Below are 16,221 nucleotides of genomic sequence, written 5' to 3' on the forward strand. Positions count from 1 at the left end.
ACGATGCCGGGGTGCGAAAATTTGGCGCCTCTCCAGAAGGAATGCCCTTATTTTACGGGTTCTGCAGCCGGGTTGCCAGAGCGGCATGGCGGCATGAGCCTATGAACGGCATTCATGAATGTGACGGCAATCCGCTGGTCGGCCGCAATATGGCACGCGCAGCGGGATCGGGGGCGAATCCGCGCACAATGCCATGGGACGATGAGGACCACCGCCACATCCGCGATGGGCCATGCGCCCTTGGACATTCTGCGTCTAATATATAATATGGCATAATCGATATTTCTAACGAATGGATCAATGGATCTCCGCCATCTCCGCTATTTCCTGACTGTTGCCGAGGAAATGCATTTCGGCCGGGCCGCGCTGCGCCTGGGCATATCGCAACCGCCGCTCAGCCAGCAGATCAGGGCGCTGGAGGAGGAACTGGGCGTGCGCCTGTTCGACCGCACCAGCCGCCGTGTTCGCCTGACCGAAGCGGGGCGGCTGTTCGAGCCGGAGGCGCGGGCGACATTGGTGCAGGCGGATCGCGCCAGCCAGACCGCGCGCCGGGCGCAGCGTGGCGAGATCGGCCATCTGGGGCTGGGCTTCACCGCCTCCGGCCCGTTCGTGCCGCAGATCGCCAGCGCCCTCTATCGCTTTCGCCAGACCTATCCGCAGGTCGAACTGATCCTGCGCGAACAGGGGCGGGACGAGCAGATCGAGAATGTGCGCAACCATCAACTCGACATCGGCCTGGTGCGCGACTTCCTGCCGCCGGTGCTGCCCGAGGACATGGTGTCGCACTGCCTGTTGACCGAGGATATGTTGCTGGCGCTGCGCGACGATCATCCGCTGGCATTGCGCAAAGAAGATCCCAGCATCACCGATCTCGCCGGCGAGCCGCTGGTCCTCTATGGTGCGCCCAATGGTGCGGGCTTTACCGAGCATTTCTTCGCCCAGTGTGAGGCGGCGGGGTTCGTGCCGCGGATCGCGCATGAGGCGCGCAGCCTGGCGACCTTGCTGGGCCTCGTCTCCGCCGGGTTCGGCCCGACCGTGATCGCGCGATCGATGGCGCGGCTGCATGTCGACAATGTCGTCAACCGCCGCTTCACCTCGCCGGTGACCAGTTCGCTATGGATGATCCACCATCGCACCCTGTCGCCCCCGGCCGAGGCGTTCCGCGCGACCGTGCTGGAGGACAGCCCGGCGCGCTGACTTGGCTCAGGGCGTCGGGGTGGCACCATCCTGCGCGAACCAGGCTTCGGCCAATTTGGCAGGCGTCGGCCAGATCTCGTCCAGCGTGGCGGGATCGTAAAGCCGGCCATTCTTCATCACTGCGCCAATCTTCTGCGCATTGGCGATGTCGGCCAGCGGATCGGCGTCCAGGATCAGCAGGTCGGCAAACTTGCCCGGCGCCAGGCTGCCGACATCATCGCTATGGCCGATCACCTCGGCCGACCCGATCGTCGCGGCCTTCAGCGCCTCCATCGGCGTCGCCCCGCCAGCGGCAAAGGCCTGCAACTCCCACTGATAGCCCAGCCCCTGAATCTCGCCATGGCTGCCAAGGCCGACGAGGCCGCCGGCGCGCTGGATCTTCACCGCGTCGGCCGCGATCTGCTGCCAGCTCTGCGCCTCGGGCGGCATCCAGTGGCGGTTGCGCAGCTTGTCGCTGACGATGCCGGCCGGCACGAAATGGGTCCATTTCGCGTCGTCCTGCGGCCGCTTGTTGATGATGAAGTCGAACAGCGCCGGGGTGGTGCCATAGGCGACCAGGATGGTCGGCGTGTAGCTGGTGCGGCTCTGCGCGAACAGGCGGACGATGTCCTCGCGCAGCGGCGACACCGGGATGCTGTGCTCATTGCCGGAAAAGCCATCGATCGCGTGGGTCAGATTCAGCACCATGTCGCTCGCACCCTCGGTCGTGGGCATCATGCCTAGCTCGGCCGCTGCCTCGACCATATATTGGCGCTGGGCCCGGTCGCCGATCATGTAGCTCTTGATGTTCCGGGTGCGATAATGGTCGCGATAGCGGGTGAGGACATCGACCGCATCCTGCTTGCTGTGGATTTCCGCGTTCACGAACACGCCCGGCCCGGTCGACCAGGCGCGCGGCCCCCGCATCATGCCGGCATCGATCATGTCCTGATAGGCGAAGATGTCGGTGGTGAAGGGCTGCGGGTCAAGCGCGGAGGTCACGCCGAAGGCGAGGTTTGCGGCAAAGTCCCAATGGCCGCGTTCCTGGATGCCGCGCCGTATCTCGAACCAATGGGCATGGGTGTCGACGAAGCCGGGGACGATATATTTGCCGCCGACATCGCGGATCGTCGCGCCCTGTGGCACGGCGACCGATCCGCTGGCGCCGACCGCGACGATGCGATTGTCGGTGATGACGATGTCGGCATTGCGGATCACATCCTGCCCGCCCGTCATCGGCATGACGGTCGCGCCGCGCAGCACGACGCTGCCGCGGGGCACATCGCGCGGCAGTTCGACCGGCAGGGCGAAGCTCTGCGCTGCCGTCTCGGCCGTGCCCGGCGCAGCGGACAGCGCCTGTGCGGTCGGCAAGCGGCGGAAGGTCGATCCGACCGACCAGGTGACGGTCGCGCCCTTGTCGGCCCAGTCGATGAAGTCGGCGCCGACCCGTGTCAGCTTGCGTCGCGCCACCGCCGGCGTGTCGAGATTGACGGTCGCCGGCTCGCCGCCATTGGCCGGCGGGATATCGACCAGATAGGCCTGGCTGAACGACTTGATGAGCGCGCGGCTGCCGTCCGGGCTGATCCGCACATCCTCGACCGGCGCCGGGCCGGGGAAATATTGGCCCAGCCCATGGGCCAGCACGCGCAACAGCGGCTGCGGATCGCCCCCCGCCAGCGGCACCGAGGACAGGCCGCCCGCGCCATAGAAATAGAGGGTGTCACTTTCGCTGCCGAACTGCGGCTGGCGCGCGCCCATGGCGTGGGTGATCAGCCGCGTCGCGCCGCCGCCGGCGGGCATGTGAATGATGTCGGTTGGGCGCGCGGGATCGATCTCCGACGCGGTGCGCAGCCGGTCATACTGGTTCGCGCGCAGCGCCACCACGCCCTTGCCGTCGGGAGTGAAGACGGGCTGGCTGTAGTAGGCCGGGACCTGCGTCAGCCGGCGCGGCGTGCCGCCCGTAGCCGGGATCGTCCAGACATGGCCGCCCTCCTTGGCGGTCCAGCTGACATAGGCGATGCTCTTGCCATCGAGCGACCAGCTCGGCTGGAAGGCATCGGCCGCGACAATGCGTCTGGGTGTCATGTTCGCTGTCAGCTTCTGGACATACAGCCCGCCCAAAGCGGTGAAGGCAACGCTGCCGCCATCGGGCGACTGGCGCGGCGCCTGCACCACGCGGACGCGAACCGGGCCGGTCTCTTCCGTCTGCCGCACACGAGTCAGCGGGCCCAGGCCCAGTTGCACCGGCGCGGTGAAGGGGATGTCGCTGATCTTGCCCGATGCGATGTCGAGCCGCCTGATCCCGCCGCCGACGCTCATCAGCATCGCCTTGTCGCCCGGCAGGAAGCTGAAGCGCGGCAGCAGGTCGGCATAATAGCCGCCATCCTGGCCGTCCCGATCAATCGGGAAGGCGATCCATCTGTCCTCGCCGGTCTTCAGATTGCGGAGCCTGAGGCCGTCCTTCTGGCCCTGCCGGCTGGCATAGGCGAGCAGCTTGCCGTCATGCGACAGCGCCGGGCGCATCGCGCCGCCGGCCGACTGGATGATCGTCTCGTCCTGCCCGTTCTTGAGGTCGCGGCGCGCGATCGACCAGTTGGGCAGGTCATTCTCGGTCCATGTATGGCCGCGCTTGGTCGCATAATAGAGATATCGGCCATCGGGCGTCGCGACCGCGCCCATGGCGTTCATCTTCGCGTCCCAATTGTCGGGCGATCCTGCCTTGGTGATCTGGATGCCACTGCCGCCGTCGCGGTCATACATGAACAGCTCGAACGCCAGGATCGAATGGACCGTGCGCGAGACATAGACAGAGCGGCCATCGGGCGACCAGGCCGGCGAGGAATAGATGGCGAGCGACTGGTCCTGCGACAGCTGTTTTAGGCCGGTGCCATCGGCATTGGCGATCCAGAGATTGGTGACGCCCGACCGGTCGGAAAGGAAGGCAAACTGCTTTCCGTCGGGCGAGAAGACCGGGTTGCGCTCGAACGCCATGCCGGTCAGCAGCGGCCGCGCCGCGCCCCCGCCTGCGTCCAGCGCATAGATGTCGCCCAGCAGGTCGAACAGGATCGTCCGGCCATCGGGCGACATGTCCGGCTGCATCCAGGTCGCCTCATGCGCGTCATAGCGCAGCGTCCGGGTGGGCGTCAGGCTCAGCCCCTTGCTGTCCTGCGCCAGCGCGGGATGGGCACAAAGCAGGGACGCACCCAGCAGCAGGGAGGCAAGAGAACGCATTGCGGCCTTTCGGTCAGAAGCTAGGAAGGCAGATAGGGAACGGGGCCGCAACCTTGCGGATGCGGCCCCGTTCTTCAAGGCTGTTAGAGGCTCCAGTCGGCGCGCAGGCCGATGGTGCGCGGCCGGATGATCGAGCCCTGCGGTGTCGCCGCATCGTTCGCGAACGGGGCGTTCAGCACGCCATATTTGTCGAACACATTGTTGGCGAAGGCCATCAGCCGGACCTTCTCGCCCAGGCTGACCGAGGCGCGCAGGTCGAACACGTTGAAATCGCCACGGCGCGAGACATCGTCGAAGCTGGTCGGCGCCGACGACAGGTAGCGATGCGCGATGTCGAAGCTGGGCGCGCCGGTCACGTCGGCGAAGCTCAGCGTCAGATTATTGGCGATCGACCATTTGGACGAACCCGGCAGCGTCGTGCCCTTGGCATAGCCGCCCAGCCCGGCGACATCGAACGGATAGGGCAGGAATTCGGTCAGTTCCGCGTCCTGCCAGGTGACGTTGGTGGTAAAGTGGACGATCTTGTTGACATTCACCGTGCCGGAAAATTCCACGCCGTTGACGCGCGCGCCACCGGCATTGACGACATAGGAATAATAGGAGGGCGCCGGGCCGAAGAGACGCGCCTGGATATTGTTCCAGTCGCGGTGGAAGCCGGTCAGGTCGATGGCGAAGCGGCCGTCGGGCGTCTGCGCCTTCACGCCGATTTCGTAATTCTTGACCTTGTCGCTCTCATAGGCCTCCGGAATGCTGGGCAGCAGGCCGGCATTGGGGTTGATGCCGCCGACGCGATAACCCTGCGAATAGGTGGCATAGACCATGACATCCTTCGAGGGACGCCAGGCGACGGTTGCCTTGGGCAGGAAGCCATCTTCCTTCTGGTTGACGCTGCCGCTGCTGTCGGTCGGCGTATAGCCGCCTTCATAGCCGCCCAGCGCGCCGGCCTGGTTCAGCACGTCGGCCTTGGCGGTGGTGTCATAATAGCGACCGCCCAGCGTGATCTCGATCTGCTCCACCGGCTTGTAGGACAGTTCGCCGAACACGCCGAAATCCTCGTTCGTGCTCTTGGTGAAATAGCCATAGAGGCGGTCGCCCGGCGTCAGCTGCGCACCGGAATAGCCGCCGAAAAGGTCCGGATTGGCGTCGATATAGTCGGCCGCCCCTGCCTGGAAGATCTGGTCATAGCTGTTCTTCTTGGCCTGAAAATAGCTGACGCCGACCAGCCATTTGAACGGACCGTCGCCGGCCGAGGCGAGGCGGGCCTCGACCGTCTTGATGAGCGCATCGGCCTCGCCCAGCGAATAGGCCGCACCATCGCCGGTGGTGACGCCGGTCACATAGGCATAGGGGTAGGAGAAGATGGTGGTGTTGGTCTTCTTGGTGATCGACCCCAGCACCGTCAGATTGGCGATGTTGCTCACTTCCTGGTCCAGCCGCAGGCTGTTCATCCAGAATTTCGTCTTCTGGGTTTCGGCGCGCGGCAGGTTGCGGACATAGGGGTTTGGCAGGTCGAGATAGGTCTGGTCGTCCAGCTTGCTGTCCTGCCAGCTCGACAGATAGGTGACCTTGGTCGTCTCGCCCAGATTGGCGACGATCGATCCGCGCAGGCCGCGGGTGCGATAATCGTTGGAGCCGTTCACGCCGATGCCGGGATTGTCGAGATAGCCCGCGTCCGACCGCTGCAGCGCGACCAGGCGCAGCGCCAGCTGGTCGGCGACCAGCGGGATGTTGATCATCGCCTTGGCGGCATAGTTGAGTTCGCCCGAGGCATTCTTGGTGGTGCCGACCAGGCCCGATGCGGCGGCGTCGACCTTGGACGGATCGGCGACATTGGCGACATAGTTGACGAGGCCGCCCAGCGTCGAGGAGCCGAACAGGGTGCCCTGCGGCCCGCGCAGCACTTCCACGCGCTGCAGGTCGAACGTGTCGACGTCGGGGATGCCGATCGGGAAGCCCGGCTCCACCACCGGCACTTCGTTGAGATAATAGCCGACCGTGGTCTGGCCCTGCTCATGATAGGTGGTGGCCGCGACGCCGCGGATCACGACTTCGGAAATGCCGGGCTGGTAATCGTTGAACACGACGCCGGGCAGGCGGACGATATAGTCCGACAGGCTGTTGGCGTTCATCTTCTTGAGCTGCTCGCCGGTGACGGCGCTGATCGGCAGGGCGACCTGGCGGATATCCTCGTCGCGCTTGCCGGCGGTGACGATGATCGTCTCGCTGTCGCTGGCGGCCGGGGCCTGGGCAAGGGCGGTGCCGGACAAGATGGTCGCGGCCGCCATGGCGGTGAAACTCACAGTCTTGAGATGCGTCAGTCTGTTCATTGTCATTCCCCTTATGATGTGAGAACCGGCCTTGTTCCGGCCGGCTTTCTCCCTTGCTCTGTTGTTAGATGTCGCTCCCTTCGCCAAAGCGCTGGCGACCGCCCACGATCGTGCGCAGCACCTTGGTCGCGCCAATCTTCGTCGGATCGATCGCGAACAGATCGGCGTCCAGCACCGCGAAATCGGCCAGCATGCCGGGCTTCAGCAGGCCCATCCGGTCGTCGCTGAAACCGGCAAAGGCGTTGGTCGCGGTATAGGCGTGCAGCGCCTGGAGCATGCTGATCTTCTGCTCGGGCAGCCAGCCGCCGGGGTTCGCGCCGTCGATCGTCTGGCGCAGCACGGCGGCGGCGACCCCGGTCAGCGGATCGAGCGGCGCCACCGGCCAGTCCGATCCGAAGGCGACCTTCGCCCCGGCGTCGAGCAGCGACTTGAACGCATAAGTGCCCTTCAGCCGCTCGGCGCCGACGCGCTGGATCGCCCAGCGTCCGTCGTCGATCGCATGATAGGGCTGGACCGACGCGATGACCTGCTGCCGGGCGAAGCGAGGGATCGCGGCCGGGGCCAGATGCTGGGCATGTTCGATGCGGAAACGGCGGTCGCGCTTGCCATTCTTCGCGGCAGCGGCGGCAAAGATGTCGAGCGCCTCGTCATTCGCCTTGTCGCCGATCCCGTGGATGGTGATCTGCAGGCCCGCCGCATCGGCATCATTGGTCCATTGCTGAACATCCGCGCGCTTGTGGATCGGAAATCCTACATTGTCGGGCGCGTCGTCATAGGGGCGATAGAACATCGCCGTGCGCGACCCCAGCGACCCGTCATATTGCAGCTTCAGCCCGCCCCAGCGCACCCAGTCGTCGCCGCGTCCTTCGGCATCGATCAGCGCCTTGAGCTTCGCCCAGTCCTGCAACGGCACGAAGGAATAGAAGCGCATGTCGGTCTCGCCCTTGGCACGCAGGCGGCGCAGCGTGTCATGGGTGATCCAGTCCAGTTCGGTGGTGTGAACCTGAACCACGCCCTTGGACAGGCCATGGGCGATGCCCTGGCGCGCGGCATCCTCCTTGTCGGCGTCGGTCGGCGCGGGGATGGCGCGCTTGACCAGGTCCATCGCCGCATCCTTCAGGATTCCGGTCGGGTTGCCATCCTTGTCGCGCACGATCATGCCGCCGGCCACGTCGGGCGTGTTGCGGTCGATCCCGGCCAGTTTCAGCGCCAGCGAATTGAGCGCCAGCATGTGCAGGTCCAGCCGCTGCACCGCGACCGGGGTATTGGGCGTCACCGGGTCCATCCAGCTGCGATCGGGCAATTCGCCGCCCCACAATTCAGCGTCCCAACTGCCGCCCTGCAACCATTGGCCGGGTTTCAGCGCCTTGGCCGCCTCGCCGACGATGCGGGCAAATTCCTGCGGGCTCTTCGCCTCGCGCAGATTGGGCTGGCTCAGCAGATAGGAGCCGGTGAGGAAATGGGTGTGGGCGTCGGTGAAGCCGGGCATGACGAAGGCGCCGCCCAGATCGATGACCCGCGTGCTCTTGCCCGACTGCGCCTTGACCGCCGCCGCGCCGATCGCGGCGATGCGTCCGCCGGCGATGCCGATCGCCGATCGCACCATCGGCATGCCTTCGCCGGTCCAGACCGTCGCGTTGACATAGGCGGTGTCGAGCACCTGTCCCTTCGCCCACAGGCTGCTGCTCAATGCCAGTCCGGCCAGGCCGGTTGCGCCCCCGGCCAGCATTTCGCGTCGGCTGAACATCATTGCTCTGCTCCCTCGCGGCTGGTTTCGTCCAGCCGGTCCTCATTGTAGATCTGCATCCAGTCGCGCAGCCCGCCGGGGGCCAGGCTGCCGACAATCTCGTTGATGCCCTGGCGGCTTTCGTCCCGACCCAGCTTGAATCGGCCGTCGATCGCGCGGACATGGGCGCGAAAGCCGATGATATGCTTCATCATCGGTTCCAGCCGTGCGCCGGCATTATCGATATGCCAGGGGGCGACGCGGCGCGCCTCCATCCGGTCGGTCAGCGTCTCGATCGATTCGCGGGTGGCTTCCGGCAGAAGCTCGACATCGACGGTCAGCACCGCCATCGCATAGTTCCAGGTCGGCACCCATGTCGGGTTCGACTGCATTTCGGGTGAGATATAGCCCTGCGGCCCGTTCACCAGCACGGTGGCGCGGGGTGCCGCGCGCAGTTGTGCGACCTGCGGGTTGGACAAAGCGAAATGGCCCAGCAGCGACACCAGCGCACCGTCCGCGTTGCATTCGGCCAGCAGCGGCAGCGGCGTCGCGCCGAAGCCGGCCTCGCTATGGGAAACGATCCAGCAGAGCGGATGGTCGCCGATCAGGGTGACGATGTCGTCCGGGGAACGGGGCGCATATTTCATATGCATGACACTGCGCCGGCATTGGACCCGCCCGAAACATCCAATTCAGGAAAGTGAAGGGGTCCAAGTAAGGATCAGGGTTCGGCGCAGCTGCGCAGCGCCTGCAACACCTCTTTCGCCTCCTCCTCGGTCAGGCTGGCGAAGCCGATGCGCAGCCCCCGCTCGGTCCCTTCCTCGGCCGCATAGCTGTGCGAGGAGGCGAAGCTCAGGCCGATCTCGGGCGCCCGCGCTTCCAGCCGGTCGAGCGCCGCCATGTCCTTGAACTGCAACCAGAAGGCGAGGCCGCCATCGGGCAGGCGATAGTCGATCAACCTGTCCATTTCGCTGTCAAGATTGCGCGCGAAGGCGTCGCGCCGCCGGGCGTAGATCTGCGCCGTCTTGCGCACATGGCGGCGCACCTCGCCGCTCTCCAGCAGTTCGGCGGCGGCCTCCTCCGTCACGGTATTGCCCATGCCGTCGATCAGCGAGATCTGATAGGCCAGCGCGTCGACGACCTTGGGTGCGGCGGCGATATAGCCGATGCGCAGCGCCGGCACGAGCAGCTTGGACATCGACCCGGCATAGATCACCCGCGCCGGGGCGTAGCTCGCCATCGGCAGCAGCGGCTGCGCGCCGAAGTGGAACTCATGGTCATAATCATCCTCGATGATCGCGAAGGCGAATTGCCGCGCCAGTTCCAGCAGGCGCAGCCGCCTTTCGGGCCGCATCGACACGGTGGTCGGGAACTGGTGGTGCGGCGTCACGAAGATGGCGCGGACGCGATGCTTGCGGCAGGCGCGCTCAACGTCGGCGACATCGACGCCATCCTCGTCCAGCCCGACCGTGACGATCTTGGCGCCGCAGGCGCGGAAGGCAGCGACCGCCGGCTCATAGGTCAGCCGTTCGACCAGCACCGCGTCGCCCGGCCGGATCAGGATGCGCGCGGTCAGGAACACGCCCATCTGGCTGCCGCGGGTGATGCAGATATTTTCCGCGCCGACCATCAGCCCGCGCTGGCGCCGCAACATGCTGGCAATTTCCTGCCGCAGCCGGGGCGACCCGCGCGGGTCGCGATAGTGGAGCGCATTGGCGCGCGATGCCCCCTCCGCCGCCTTGCGATAGGCGCGGGCGAGGAGGTCGGCGGGGAAGAGGCGCCCGTCGGCGACGCCCTCGTCCAGCTTGCGCCATTTGCCTGCCGGGATGGCGATCAGCCGGTCGGGCGCGGCCAGGAACGGATATTCGGTCTCGTCCGGTTGGCGGGTGTCGGGGGCGATCGGCGGGGCAGGGGCATCGTCGCTGCTGGGCAGGGAGGTCGAAACGATCGTGCCGCGCGTGCCCGCGCTCACCAGCCAGCCCTGCGCGATCAGTTCCTCATAGGCGGTGACGATGGTCTTGCGATTGACCTCCAGCGCGGCGGCCAGTTCCCGGCTGCTTGGCAGGAACTCGCCGGGCAACAGCCGGCCGCGCTCGATCTCGTGGATCAGCCCATGGGCGATCTGCATGTAGCGCGGACTGTCTGGCGCGATCCGCACCCGTTCCTTGAGCGGCAGGGTCCAGGGGCGCAGCATCCGCGTGGCGATCAGCGGCGCGATGCCGTCAGGGCCATGTCGGCAAGGGCGATCGTCCCGAGCGGCCCGGCGCGGTCGCCCAGTGCCGGGTGGGCGACATAGTCGTCCATCGACGCGATCGTCGCAGCCGCGCCATAGGCCGCCAGGCTGGCGGTCAGTCCATCGCGGATCAGGGGCATCAACTGGGGCTGGCCCATGGCGACGCCACCGCCGATCAGGATACGCTGGGGCAGGCTGGTCAACGCGAGGTTATGGCACATCGCCGCCAGTGCATGGGCGACGAACGACCATTGCGGATCATCAGCGGACACGTCGCGTCCGCGCTGGCCGGTCCGCGCCTCGATCGCGGGACCATTGGCCAGTCCCTCCAGGCAATCGCCGTGGAAGGGGCAATTGCCTGCAAAAATGTCTCCGGCGGCGCGCGGGACGCGCATATGCCCGGCCTCGCTATGGCCCAGTCCGCGCACGGGCATGCCGGACACGATGCTGCCCACGCCGATGCCGGTGCCGACCGTGACATAGGCCCAGCTGGTCAACCCCTGCGCCGCGCCCCAGCGACCTTCGGCCAGCGCCGCACCATTGACGTCGGTATCGACCATGAAGGGGCGTCCGGCCGCGAGGTGGGTGATGTCCGTTCCGCTCCAGCCCGGCTTGGGCGTGCTTACGATCGATCCGTAACTGGCCGACGCCGGATCAAGATCAAGCGGTCCGAAGCTGCCAAGGCCAAGCGCGGCGAAATCCCATCCGGCCAAGGTCGCGGCCACCGCCGACAGGGTCTCGGCAGGCGTGGTGGTCGGAATTTCCACCTGCGCCCGGATATCGTCCGGCCCGGTGCCCAGGATGCAGATGCATTTGGTGCCGCCCAGTTCTACGCCTGCCAGCATCGGTTCATGCTCCCCAGATGGTTTGCGCATAGGCAAGGAAATTGCCGCCCAATATCTTCTCGATGCGGGCCGTCGAATAGCCCTTGGCGCGCAGCAGCCCGGCGAGCTTGCGGAACTGGTCCGGGCCGCGCAGGTCGACGACGAAGGGATAGGTGTCGGGCCGTTCGCCCTTGGCGCTGATGCCGGCGGCCTGGCGCGCGGCGATTTCCTTGGCCAGCACCGCCTCATAGGCCTTGAGGTCGTCGATCTGCGTCACCGTGCCGTCGGTGCCAATGCCGACATGATCCTCGCCGCACAGATTCACCGCATGGTCGATATGGGCGACGACATGCTCCGCGCGGGCATGGCCGGACAGGTCGAGGAAGGGCATGAAATAGATGCCGATGAAGCCGCCGCGATCGGCCACCAGCTTCAATTCCGCGTCGGTCTTGTTGCGGGGCAGGTTGGTGACCGCGCGGCAGCCGGTGTGGTTGATCGAGATTGGCTGCTTCGAGATACGCGCTGCCTCCAGGCAGGTCTGCTCGCCGCTGTGCGACAGGTCGACCATCACCCGCTGGGCATTGCAGCGCGCGACAACCTCGCGCCCGAACGGGGTGAGGCCGCGATTGCCCGGCGCCATCGATCCGTCGCCCAACTGGTTGGCGGGGTTGTAGGTCAGCTGGAAGATGCGCACGCCCAGATTGGCGAAGATGTCGACCCGGCTGGTATCCTGGCCCATCATCGCGCCATTCTGGAATCCGTAGATCAGGCCCACTTTCCCCTCCGCCTTGGCACGGCTTATGTCGGCGGCGGTCAGGATCTTCATCAGGTCGCGGCTATTGGCCCGCACCTGCGCATCGGTCTCTGCAACTTCGCGCACGCTCTGGACGAACGGGTCGTCGGACCCGGAGACATAGCCAATGGTGATGTTGACGGCGGTGAGGCCCGAGGCATGGGCTTCGGCCAGCACGCGTGGGCTGAACTGCGGCACGAGGGAATCGGCCGGCTGGTTGGGATCGCCGAGGCCGCCGAGCGCATTTATGACGATCATGTCCTTGATCGGGTCGGCGTCCACGCCCGCCGCGCGGGCACTGCCGGCGGCCAGCATCGCGGCCGATACCCCCATGAAATTGCGCCGATCCAGCTTCATTCGTCGTCCCCCATCTCTTCCTTCGTCACCGGTACATAGGCGGTGCGGGCATAGGCCTTGCCGCGCTTCACCACCGTCTCGATCGTCTGGATATTGGCGATGTCGGCGACCGGATCGCTTTTCAGCACCACGAAATTGGCGAGCTTGCCCGGTTCGATCGAGCCCATTTCCTTGCCCTGTCCCGCTGCCTGCGCGCCGACCAGCGTGGCGGACCGGATCACCTCGACCGGCGGCATGCCGACATTGCGGGCCAGGAAGAGCAGTTCCTCATGGACGGCAGGCCACGGATCCTCGGCCTCGCCAACGAAGTCGGTGCCGGTGGAGATGGGGACACCCATCTTCCACGCCTGGCGGGTGAGGCGGGTGGTGAGGTCGCCGGTGCAGCGCAGCGGCTTCGCCTTGGGATCGGTCTTGCGCTTGGCCTCATATTTCACGAACAGCGCGCCGGTCGCGTCGAGGATCGTGCCCTGTTTCAGCATCGCGCGGAACAGGTCCGCCATCACCGGATCATCATCGCCCGGCGCCAGCAGATTTTCATGCACCGGCGTCCGGTCCTCATAGGCCGCCAGCATCACCGGCTCGCGCTGATAGGCGAGATAGCAGACATGGCTGATCGCATCCGGCCCGGCGGCGATCACGTCGGCCGGGCGAGTGGGGAAGACAGAACTGTGCGCCCAGACCAGCATATGCTGGCGATGGGCGGCGGCGGTCACGGCTTTCACCTGACGCGGGGTGAGATCGGCATAGACCTTGATCGCGCTGGCCGACGTGCCGCGCGCCAGGGTGATGGCTTCCTTGAGATCTGTCCTGTCGTCGATCGCCTGCATCCAGGGCGCGGTGCCGGGCGTCACCCCCTGGCTGGCGGCGGCGACGCGCGGATCGGCGAAGAAGGGCCGCCCAGCCATGATCGCGGCATAATAGATGTCGGGCGCCGGAATTTCCGCCATCCGCGCCTCGCGCGCCAGTTCGCCGACCGAGCGCAGATCGTCGGCCATGTCGCGCACTGCCGTCACCCCGCCATAGAGATTGCGGCGCAGCATCGCCCTGGCCTGCACGGCGTTGGGCGGGGTTGCCATATGGACATGGCTGTCGATCAGGCCGGGGATGACATAGCGGCCGGCCAGATCGACCTGCTTCGCGCCGGCGACATCGGCGGCGGGCAGGCTGCCATGCGGTGCCAGCGCGATGATCCGGTCGCCGCGCACCAGCATGTCCTGATTGCCGCGCGGCGCGGCGCCGGTGCCGTCGATGATGGTGGCACCGCTATAGAGTATCGCCTCCTCCGCCGGCTTGGGCGGCTGGGCAAAAGCGGCGAAGGGCAGGGCGCAGGCGACCAGGGCGGCAAGGCGGGCGGTGTGCATCATCTATCCTTATTCGCCGGGCCGATAGGTGCGCACGGCATGGGCCTTGATGTCTTCGGGGTAGAAATAGACCGGGCGCAGATCGCCCTTGGCATAGAGGTCGACCTGATCGGCGAAATGGGGCGAGTGGGGATCGCCGCTCTCGCCGCCGGCGCTGACCGCGCGGGCGACGACCTTCGGCCCGAACTCGACCGCCGCGACGAAGCTGTTGCCCTTGGTGCCATAATAGCGCTTCGTGCCCGGATAGCGCGCCGCACCGAAGGCGGCGAGCGATCCCCATTGCGACGAGGCGAAGGGAATGGGGGTGCTGGGCTTGGCATCGTCGAACGTCTGGACGATCGCGCCGTCATTGCGCTGATAGCGGTTGATCTCGCCCCAGGGCACGGCGATGGTGCCGAAATCGGCAGTCAGTCGATCGACCGCCTCGCGCAGTGCCGCCAGCTTCTGCGCGTCGGTCGCGCGGGTGGCCATATAGTCCATGGTCGACAGGCCCGCTTCCTTGGCGGCCGGAGCCACCGCCTTCCACAGCGCCTCGCCCCAGAAGACCGCGAGCGAGGTCTGGGTCGAGGTCAGACTCCATTTATAGTTCCAGCCGCGCAGGCTCTGCACCGCATCGGCCAGCGCCGGATCGGGCGCCCTGTCCTGGGCCGCGATCAGGCCGGGCATCAGCCGGGCGAAGCCGGTCAGATAGGGATCATAGGCCGCACCGATCAGGCTATCGAGGGTGAAATGCGCATTGGCCGAGAGCATGATCTGGGCATGGGGACCGCGCGGATTCTCGCCGGCCTGGTCCATGTAGCGGGGAAAGGCCTCGCGCTTCGGGCTGTCCGCGCCGGCCGCCGTCCAGGGCCAGTTATTGGTGTTCATCGCCCAGCCGCCCTTGGGGTTTACCGCCTGGGGCAGGCTGGACAGGTCATGCAGGCCGCGCCAGTCGGTCGCCGGATCGCTGCCGTCCACGGGCTTCGTATAATCGAAGCGATCGTCGCGGATCGGCACGAATTGCGGGTGGAGATAAGCGATCTCGCCCTTGTCGTCGGCCAGCAGCGTGTTGTTGCTGCTGTTCGCCTTATTCTCCGCGACCTTGAGGAAGCTCGCATAGTCGCTGGTCTTGGTGCGCAGATAGCTTTGTTCCAGCGCCGGCACCGGCTTGTTCATCAGCGCGAAGGCGATCCACTTGTCGCCCTCGGTCCGCACGATCGGGCCGTGATGGGTGGAGTAGCCGGTGAAGGCGCGCTGGGCGAGCTTGCCGTCTTCGGTACGGTAGGAAATGGCGATGGTCTTTTCGGTGACCGGGCGCAGTTCCTTGCCATAGCGGTAGAAGAGACGATCGCCTTGCGGCACGATCGTCTCGGCAAATTCATCGACATTGTCGATGCCGCTCGACGTGTGCATCCAGCCGATATGGCGGTTGAAGCCCTGATAGATGAAGAACTGGCCCCAGGTGACCGCGCCATAGGCGTCCAGTCCCTCGTCGCTGCTCATCTGCAGTTCGGACCGGAAGAAGAAGCTGGTGTGCGGGTTGATCATCAACAGCGCATGGCCGCCTTCCGTCCGCGACGGCGCAATGGCGAAGCCGTTCGATCCCTGCGGCTCGCGATAGGCGAGGCCCTGTTCCAGCATGGTCAGCGCCGCCGGCTTCTTCTCGTAAAAGGCCTGTAGCTGGGTCAGCGGCACCCGCTCGATATCGCCGCCGATGCTGCCTTCGGTGAAGCTCAGCGCCATCCAGGGTTCGAACCGGGTGATGACCCGCGGCTTCACCATCGGATGGGTCGAAAGATAATAATTCAGGCCATCGGCCCAGGCCTGCATCAGCTTCTTGAGCCAGGCCGGGCTGCGGGCATAGTCGGCCTGCAACCGGGCAGGATCGATGAACAGGCGCTGGCGCAGATCCTGCCAGATCGCCTTCTCGCCCTCGGCTTCGGCAAGGCGGCCCAAGTTGACCAGATAATTGGTCTCGATCCGGTTGAAGTCGTCTTCGGCCTGGGCATAAACCATGCCGAACACGGCGTCGGCATCGGTTGCGCCATGGACATGGGCGATGCCCCACTGGTCGCGGGTGATGGTGACCTTGGCCGGCGAGAGCGCGGTCGGCGATTGGGCAAGGGCAGGGCAGGCGGCAAGAGCGACCAATGCCCCCGCAAGGGAGGTGGCGCGCGGCAGGAATTTCGTCATAGAGAGGGGGAGTAATGAAGG

General features: G+C 66.0%; 10 protein-coding genes. 1 reads left to right on the forward strand and 9 read right to left on the reverse strand.

Features of this window, described 5'->3' with window-relative positions; all coding sequences use genetic code 11:
• The first annotated feature begins 300 nt into the window (after positions 1–300).
• On the forward strand, positions 301–1,197 hold the full coding sequence (locus tag AC13EK_RS08290) for a LysR substrate-binding domain-containing protein (RefSeq protein WP_010339681.1): 897 nt from the start codon (positions 301–303) through the stop codon (positions 1,195–1,197).
• A gap of 6 nt (positions 1,198–1,203) precedes the next feature.
• Here the strand turns inward: AC13EK_RS08290 and AC13EK_RS08295 are convergent, their stop codons facing one another.
• From AC13EK_RS08295 to AC13EK_RS08335, 9 genes are all read right to left on the reverse strand, one after another.
• Positions 1,204–4,407, reverse strand: a complete 3,204-nt coding sequence (locus AC13EK_RS08295) for an amidohydrolase family protein (protein ID WP_069337983.1) — start codon at positions 4,405–4,407, stop codon at positions 1,204–1,206.
• Positions 4,408–4,490: 83 nt separating this feature from the next.
• A complete protein-coding gene (locus AC13EK_RS08300) occupies positions 4,491–6,734 on the reverse strand; it encodes a TonB-dependent receptor (RefSeq protein WP_069337982.1) in 2,244 nt (747 codons plus the stop codon).
• Between the two features lie 64 nt (positions 6,735–6,798).
• Positions 6,799–8,484 (reverse strand): amidohydrolase, encoded by a 1,686-nt coding sequence (locus AC13EK_RS08305; RefSeq protein ID WP_069337981.1) that lies wholly within the window; start codon positions 8,482–8,484, stop codon positions 6,799–6,801.
• Positions 8,481–9,107: an FMN-binding negative transcriptional regulator gene (locus AC13EK_RS08310; RefSeq protein WP_483022158.1), complete on the reverse strand. Its 627-nt coding sequence runs from the start codon at positions 9,105–9,107 to the stop codon at positions 8,481–8,483. The genes AC13EK_RS08305 and AC13EK_RS08310 overlap by 4 nt, the downstream gene beginning before the upstream one ends.
• Before the next feature lie 74 nt (positions 9,108–9,181).
• Positions 9,182–10,654 carry a MocR-like pyridoxine biosynthesis transcription factor PdxR gene (pdxR, locus tag AC13EK_RS08315; protein ID WP_277788236.1) on the reverse strand — a complete coding sequence of 491 codons (1,473 nt, stop codon included), beginning with the start codon at positions 10,652–10,654 and terminating at the stop codon, positions 9,182–9,184.
• Between the two features lie 11 nt (positions 10,655–10,665).
• The gene (locus AC13EK_RS08320; RefSeq protein WP_069337976.1) at positions 10,666–11,538 is read right to left on the reverse strand and encodes an ROK family protein; all 873 of its coding nucleotides are present in this window, start codon (positions 11,536–11,538) and stop codon (positions 10,666–10,668) included.
• A gap of 4 nt (positions 11,539–11,542) precedes the next feature.
• On the reverse strand, positions 11,543–12,667 hold the full coding sequence (locus AC13EK_RS08325) for a dipeptidase (RefSeq protein WP_069337975.1): 1,125 nt from the start codon (positions 12,665–12,667) through the stop codon (positions 11,543–11,545).
• Positions 12,664–14,028: an amidohydrolase family protein gene (locus AC13EK_RS08330; RefSeq protein ID WP_069337978.1), complete on the reverse strand. Its 1,365-nt coding sequence runs from the start codon at positions 14,026–14,028 to the stop codon at positions 12,664–12,666. The genes AC13EK_RS08325 and AC13EK_RS08330 overlap by 4 nt, the downstream gene beginning before the upstream one ends.
• A 9-nt stretch (positions 14,029–14,037) precedes the next feature.
• Entirely contained in the window at positions 14,038–16,200 is a 2,163-nt protein-coding gene (locus tag AC13EK_RS08335) for a penicillin acylase family protein (protein ID WP_069337974.1), read from the reverse strand.
• Positions 16,201–16,221: the final 21 nt, after the last annotated feature.

It is taken from the genome of Sphingobium sp. L-44, assembly GCF_056859495.1.

Coding starts and splice junctions, on each gene's coding strand:
- AC13EK_RS08290 (WP_010339681.1), top strand. CDS start 301: ATGGATCTCCGCCATCTCCGCTATTTCCTGACTGTTGCCGAGGAAATG.
- AC13EK_RS08295 (WP_069337983.1), bottom strand. CDS start 4,407: ATGCGTTCTCTTGCCTCCCTGCTGCTGGGTGCGTCCCTGCTTTGTGCC.
- AC13EK_RS08300 (WP_069337982.1), bottom strand. CDS start 6,734: ATGAACAGACTGACGCATCTCAAGACTGTGAGTTTCACCGCCATGGCG.
- AC13EK_RS08305 (WP_069337981.1), bottom strand. CDS start 8,484: ATGATGTTCAGCCGACGCGAAATGCTGGCCGGGGGCGCAACCGGCCTG.
- AC13EK_RS08310 (WP_483022158.1), bottom strand. CDS start 9,107: ATGAAATATGCGCCCCGTTCCCCGGACGACATCGTCACCCTGATCGGC.
- pdxR (WP_277788236.1), bottom strand. CDS start 10,654: ATGCTGCGCCCCTGGACCCTGCCGCTCAAGGAACGGGTGCGGATCGCG.
- AC13EK_RS08320 (WP_069337976.1), bottom strand. CDS start 11,538: ATGCTGGCAGGCGTAGAACTGGGCGGCACCAAATGCATCTGCATCCTG.
- AC13EK_RS08325 (WP_069337975.1), bottom strand. CDS start 12,667: ATGAAGCTGGATCGGCGCAATTTCATGGGGGTATCGGCCGCGATGCTG.
- AC13EK_RS08330 (WP_069337978.1), bottom strand. CDS start 14,028: ATGCACACCGCCCGCCTTGCCGCCCTGGTCGCCTGCGCCCTGCCCTTC.
- AC13EK_RS08335 (WP_069337974.1), bottom strand. CDS start 16,200: ATGACGAAATTCCTGCCGCGCGCCACCTCCCTTGCGGGGGCATTGGTC.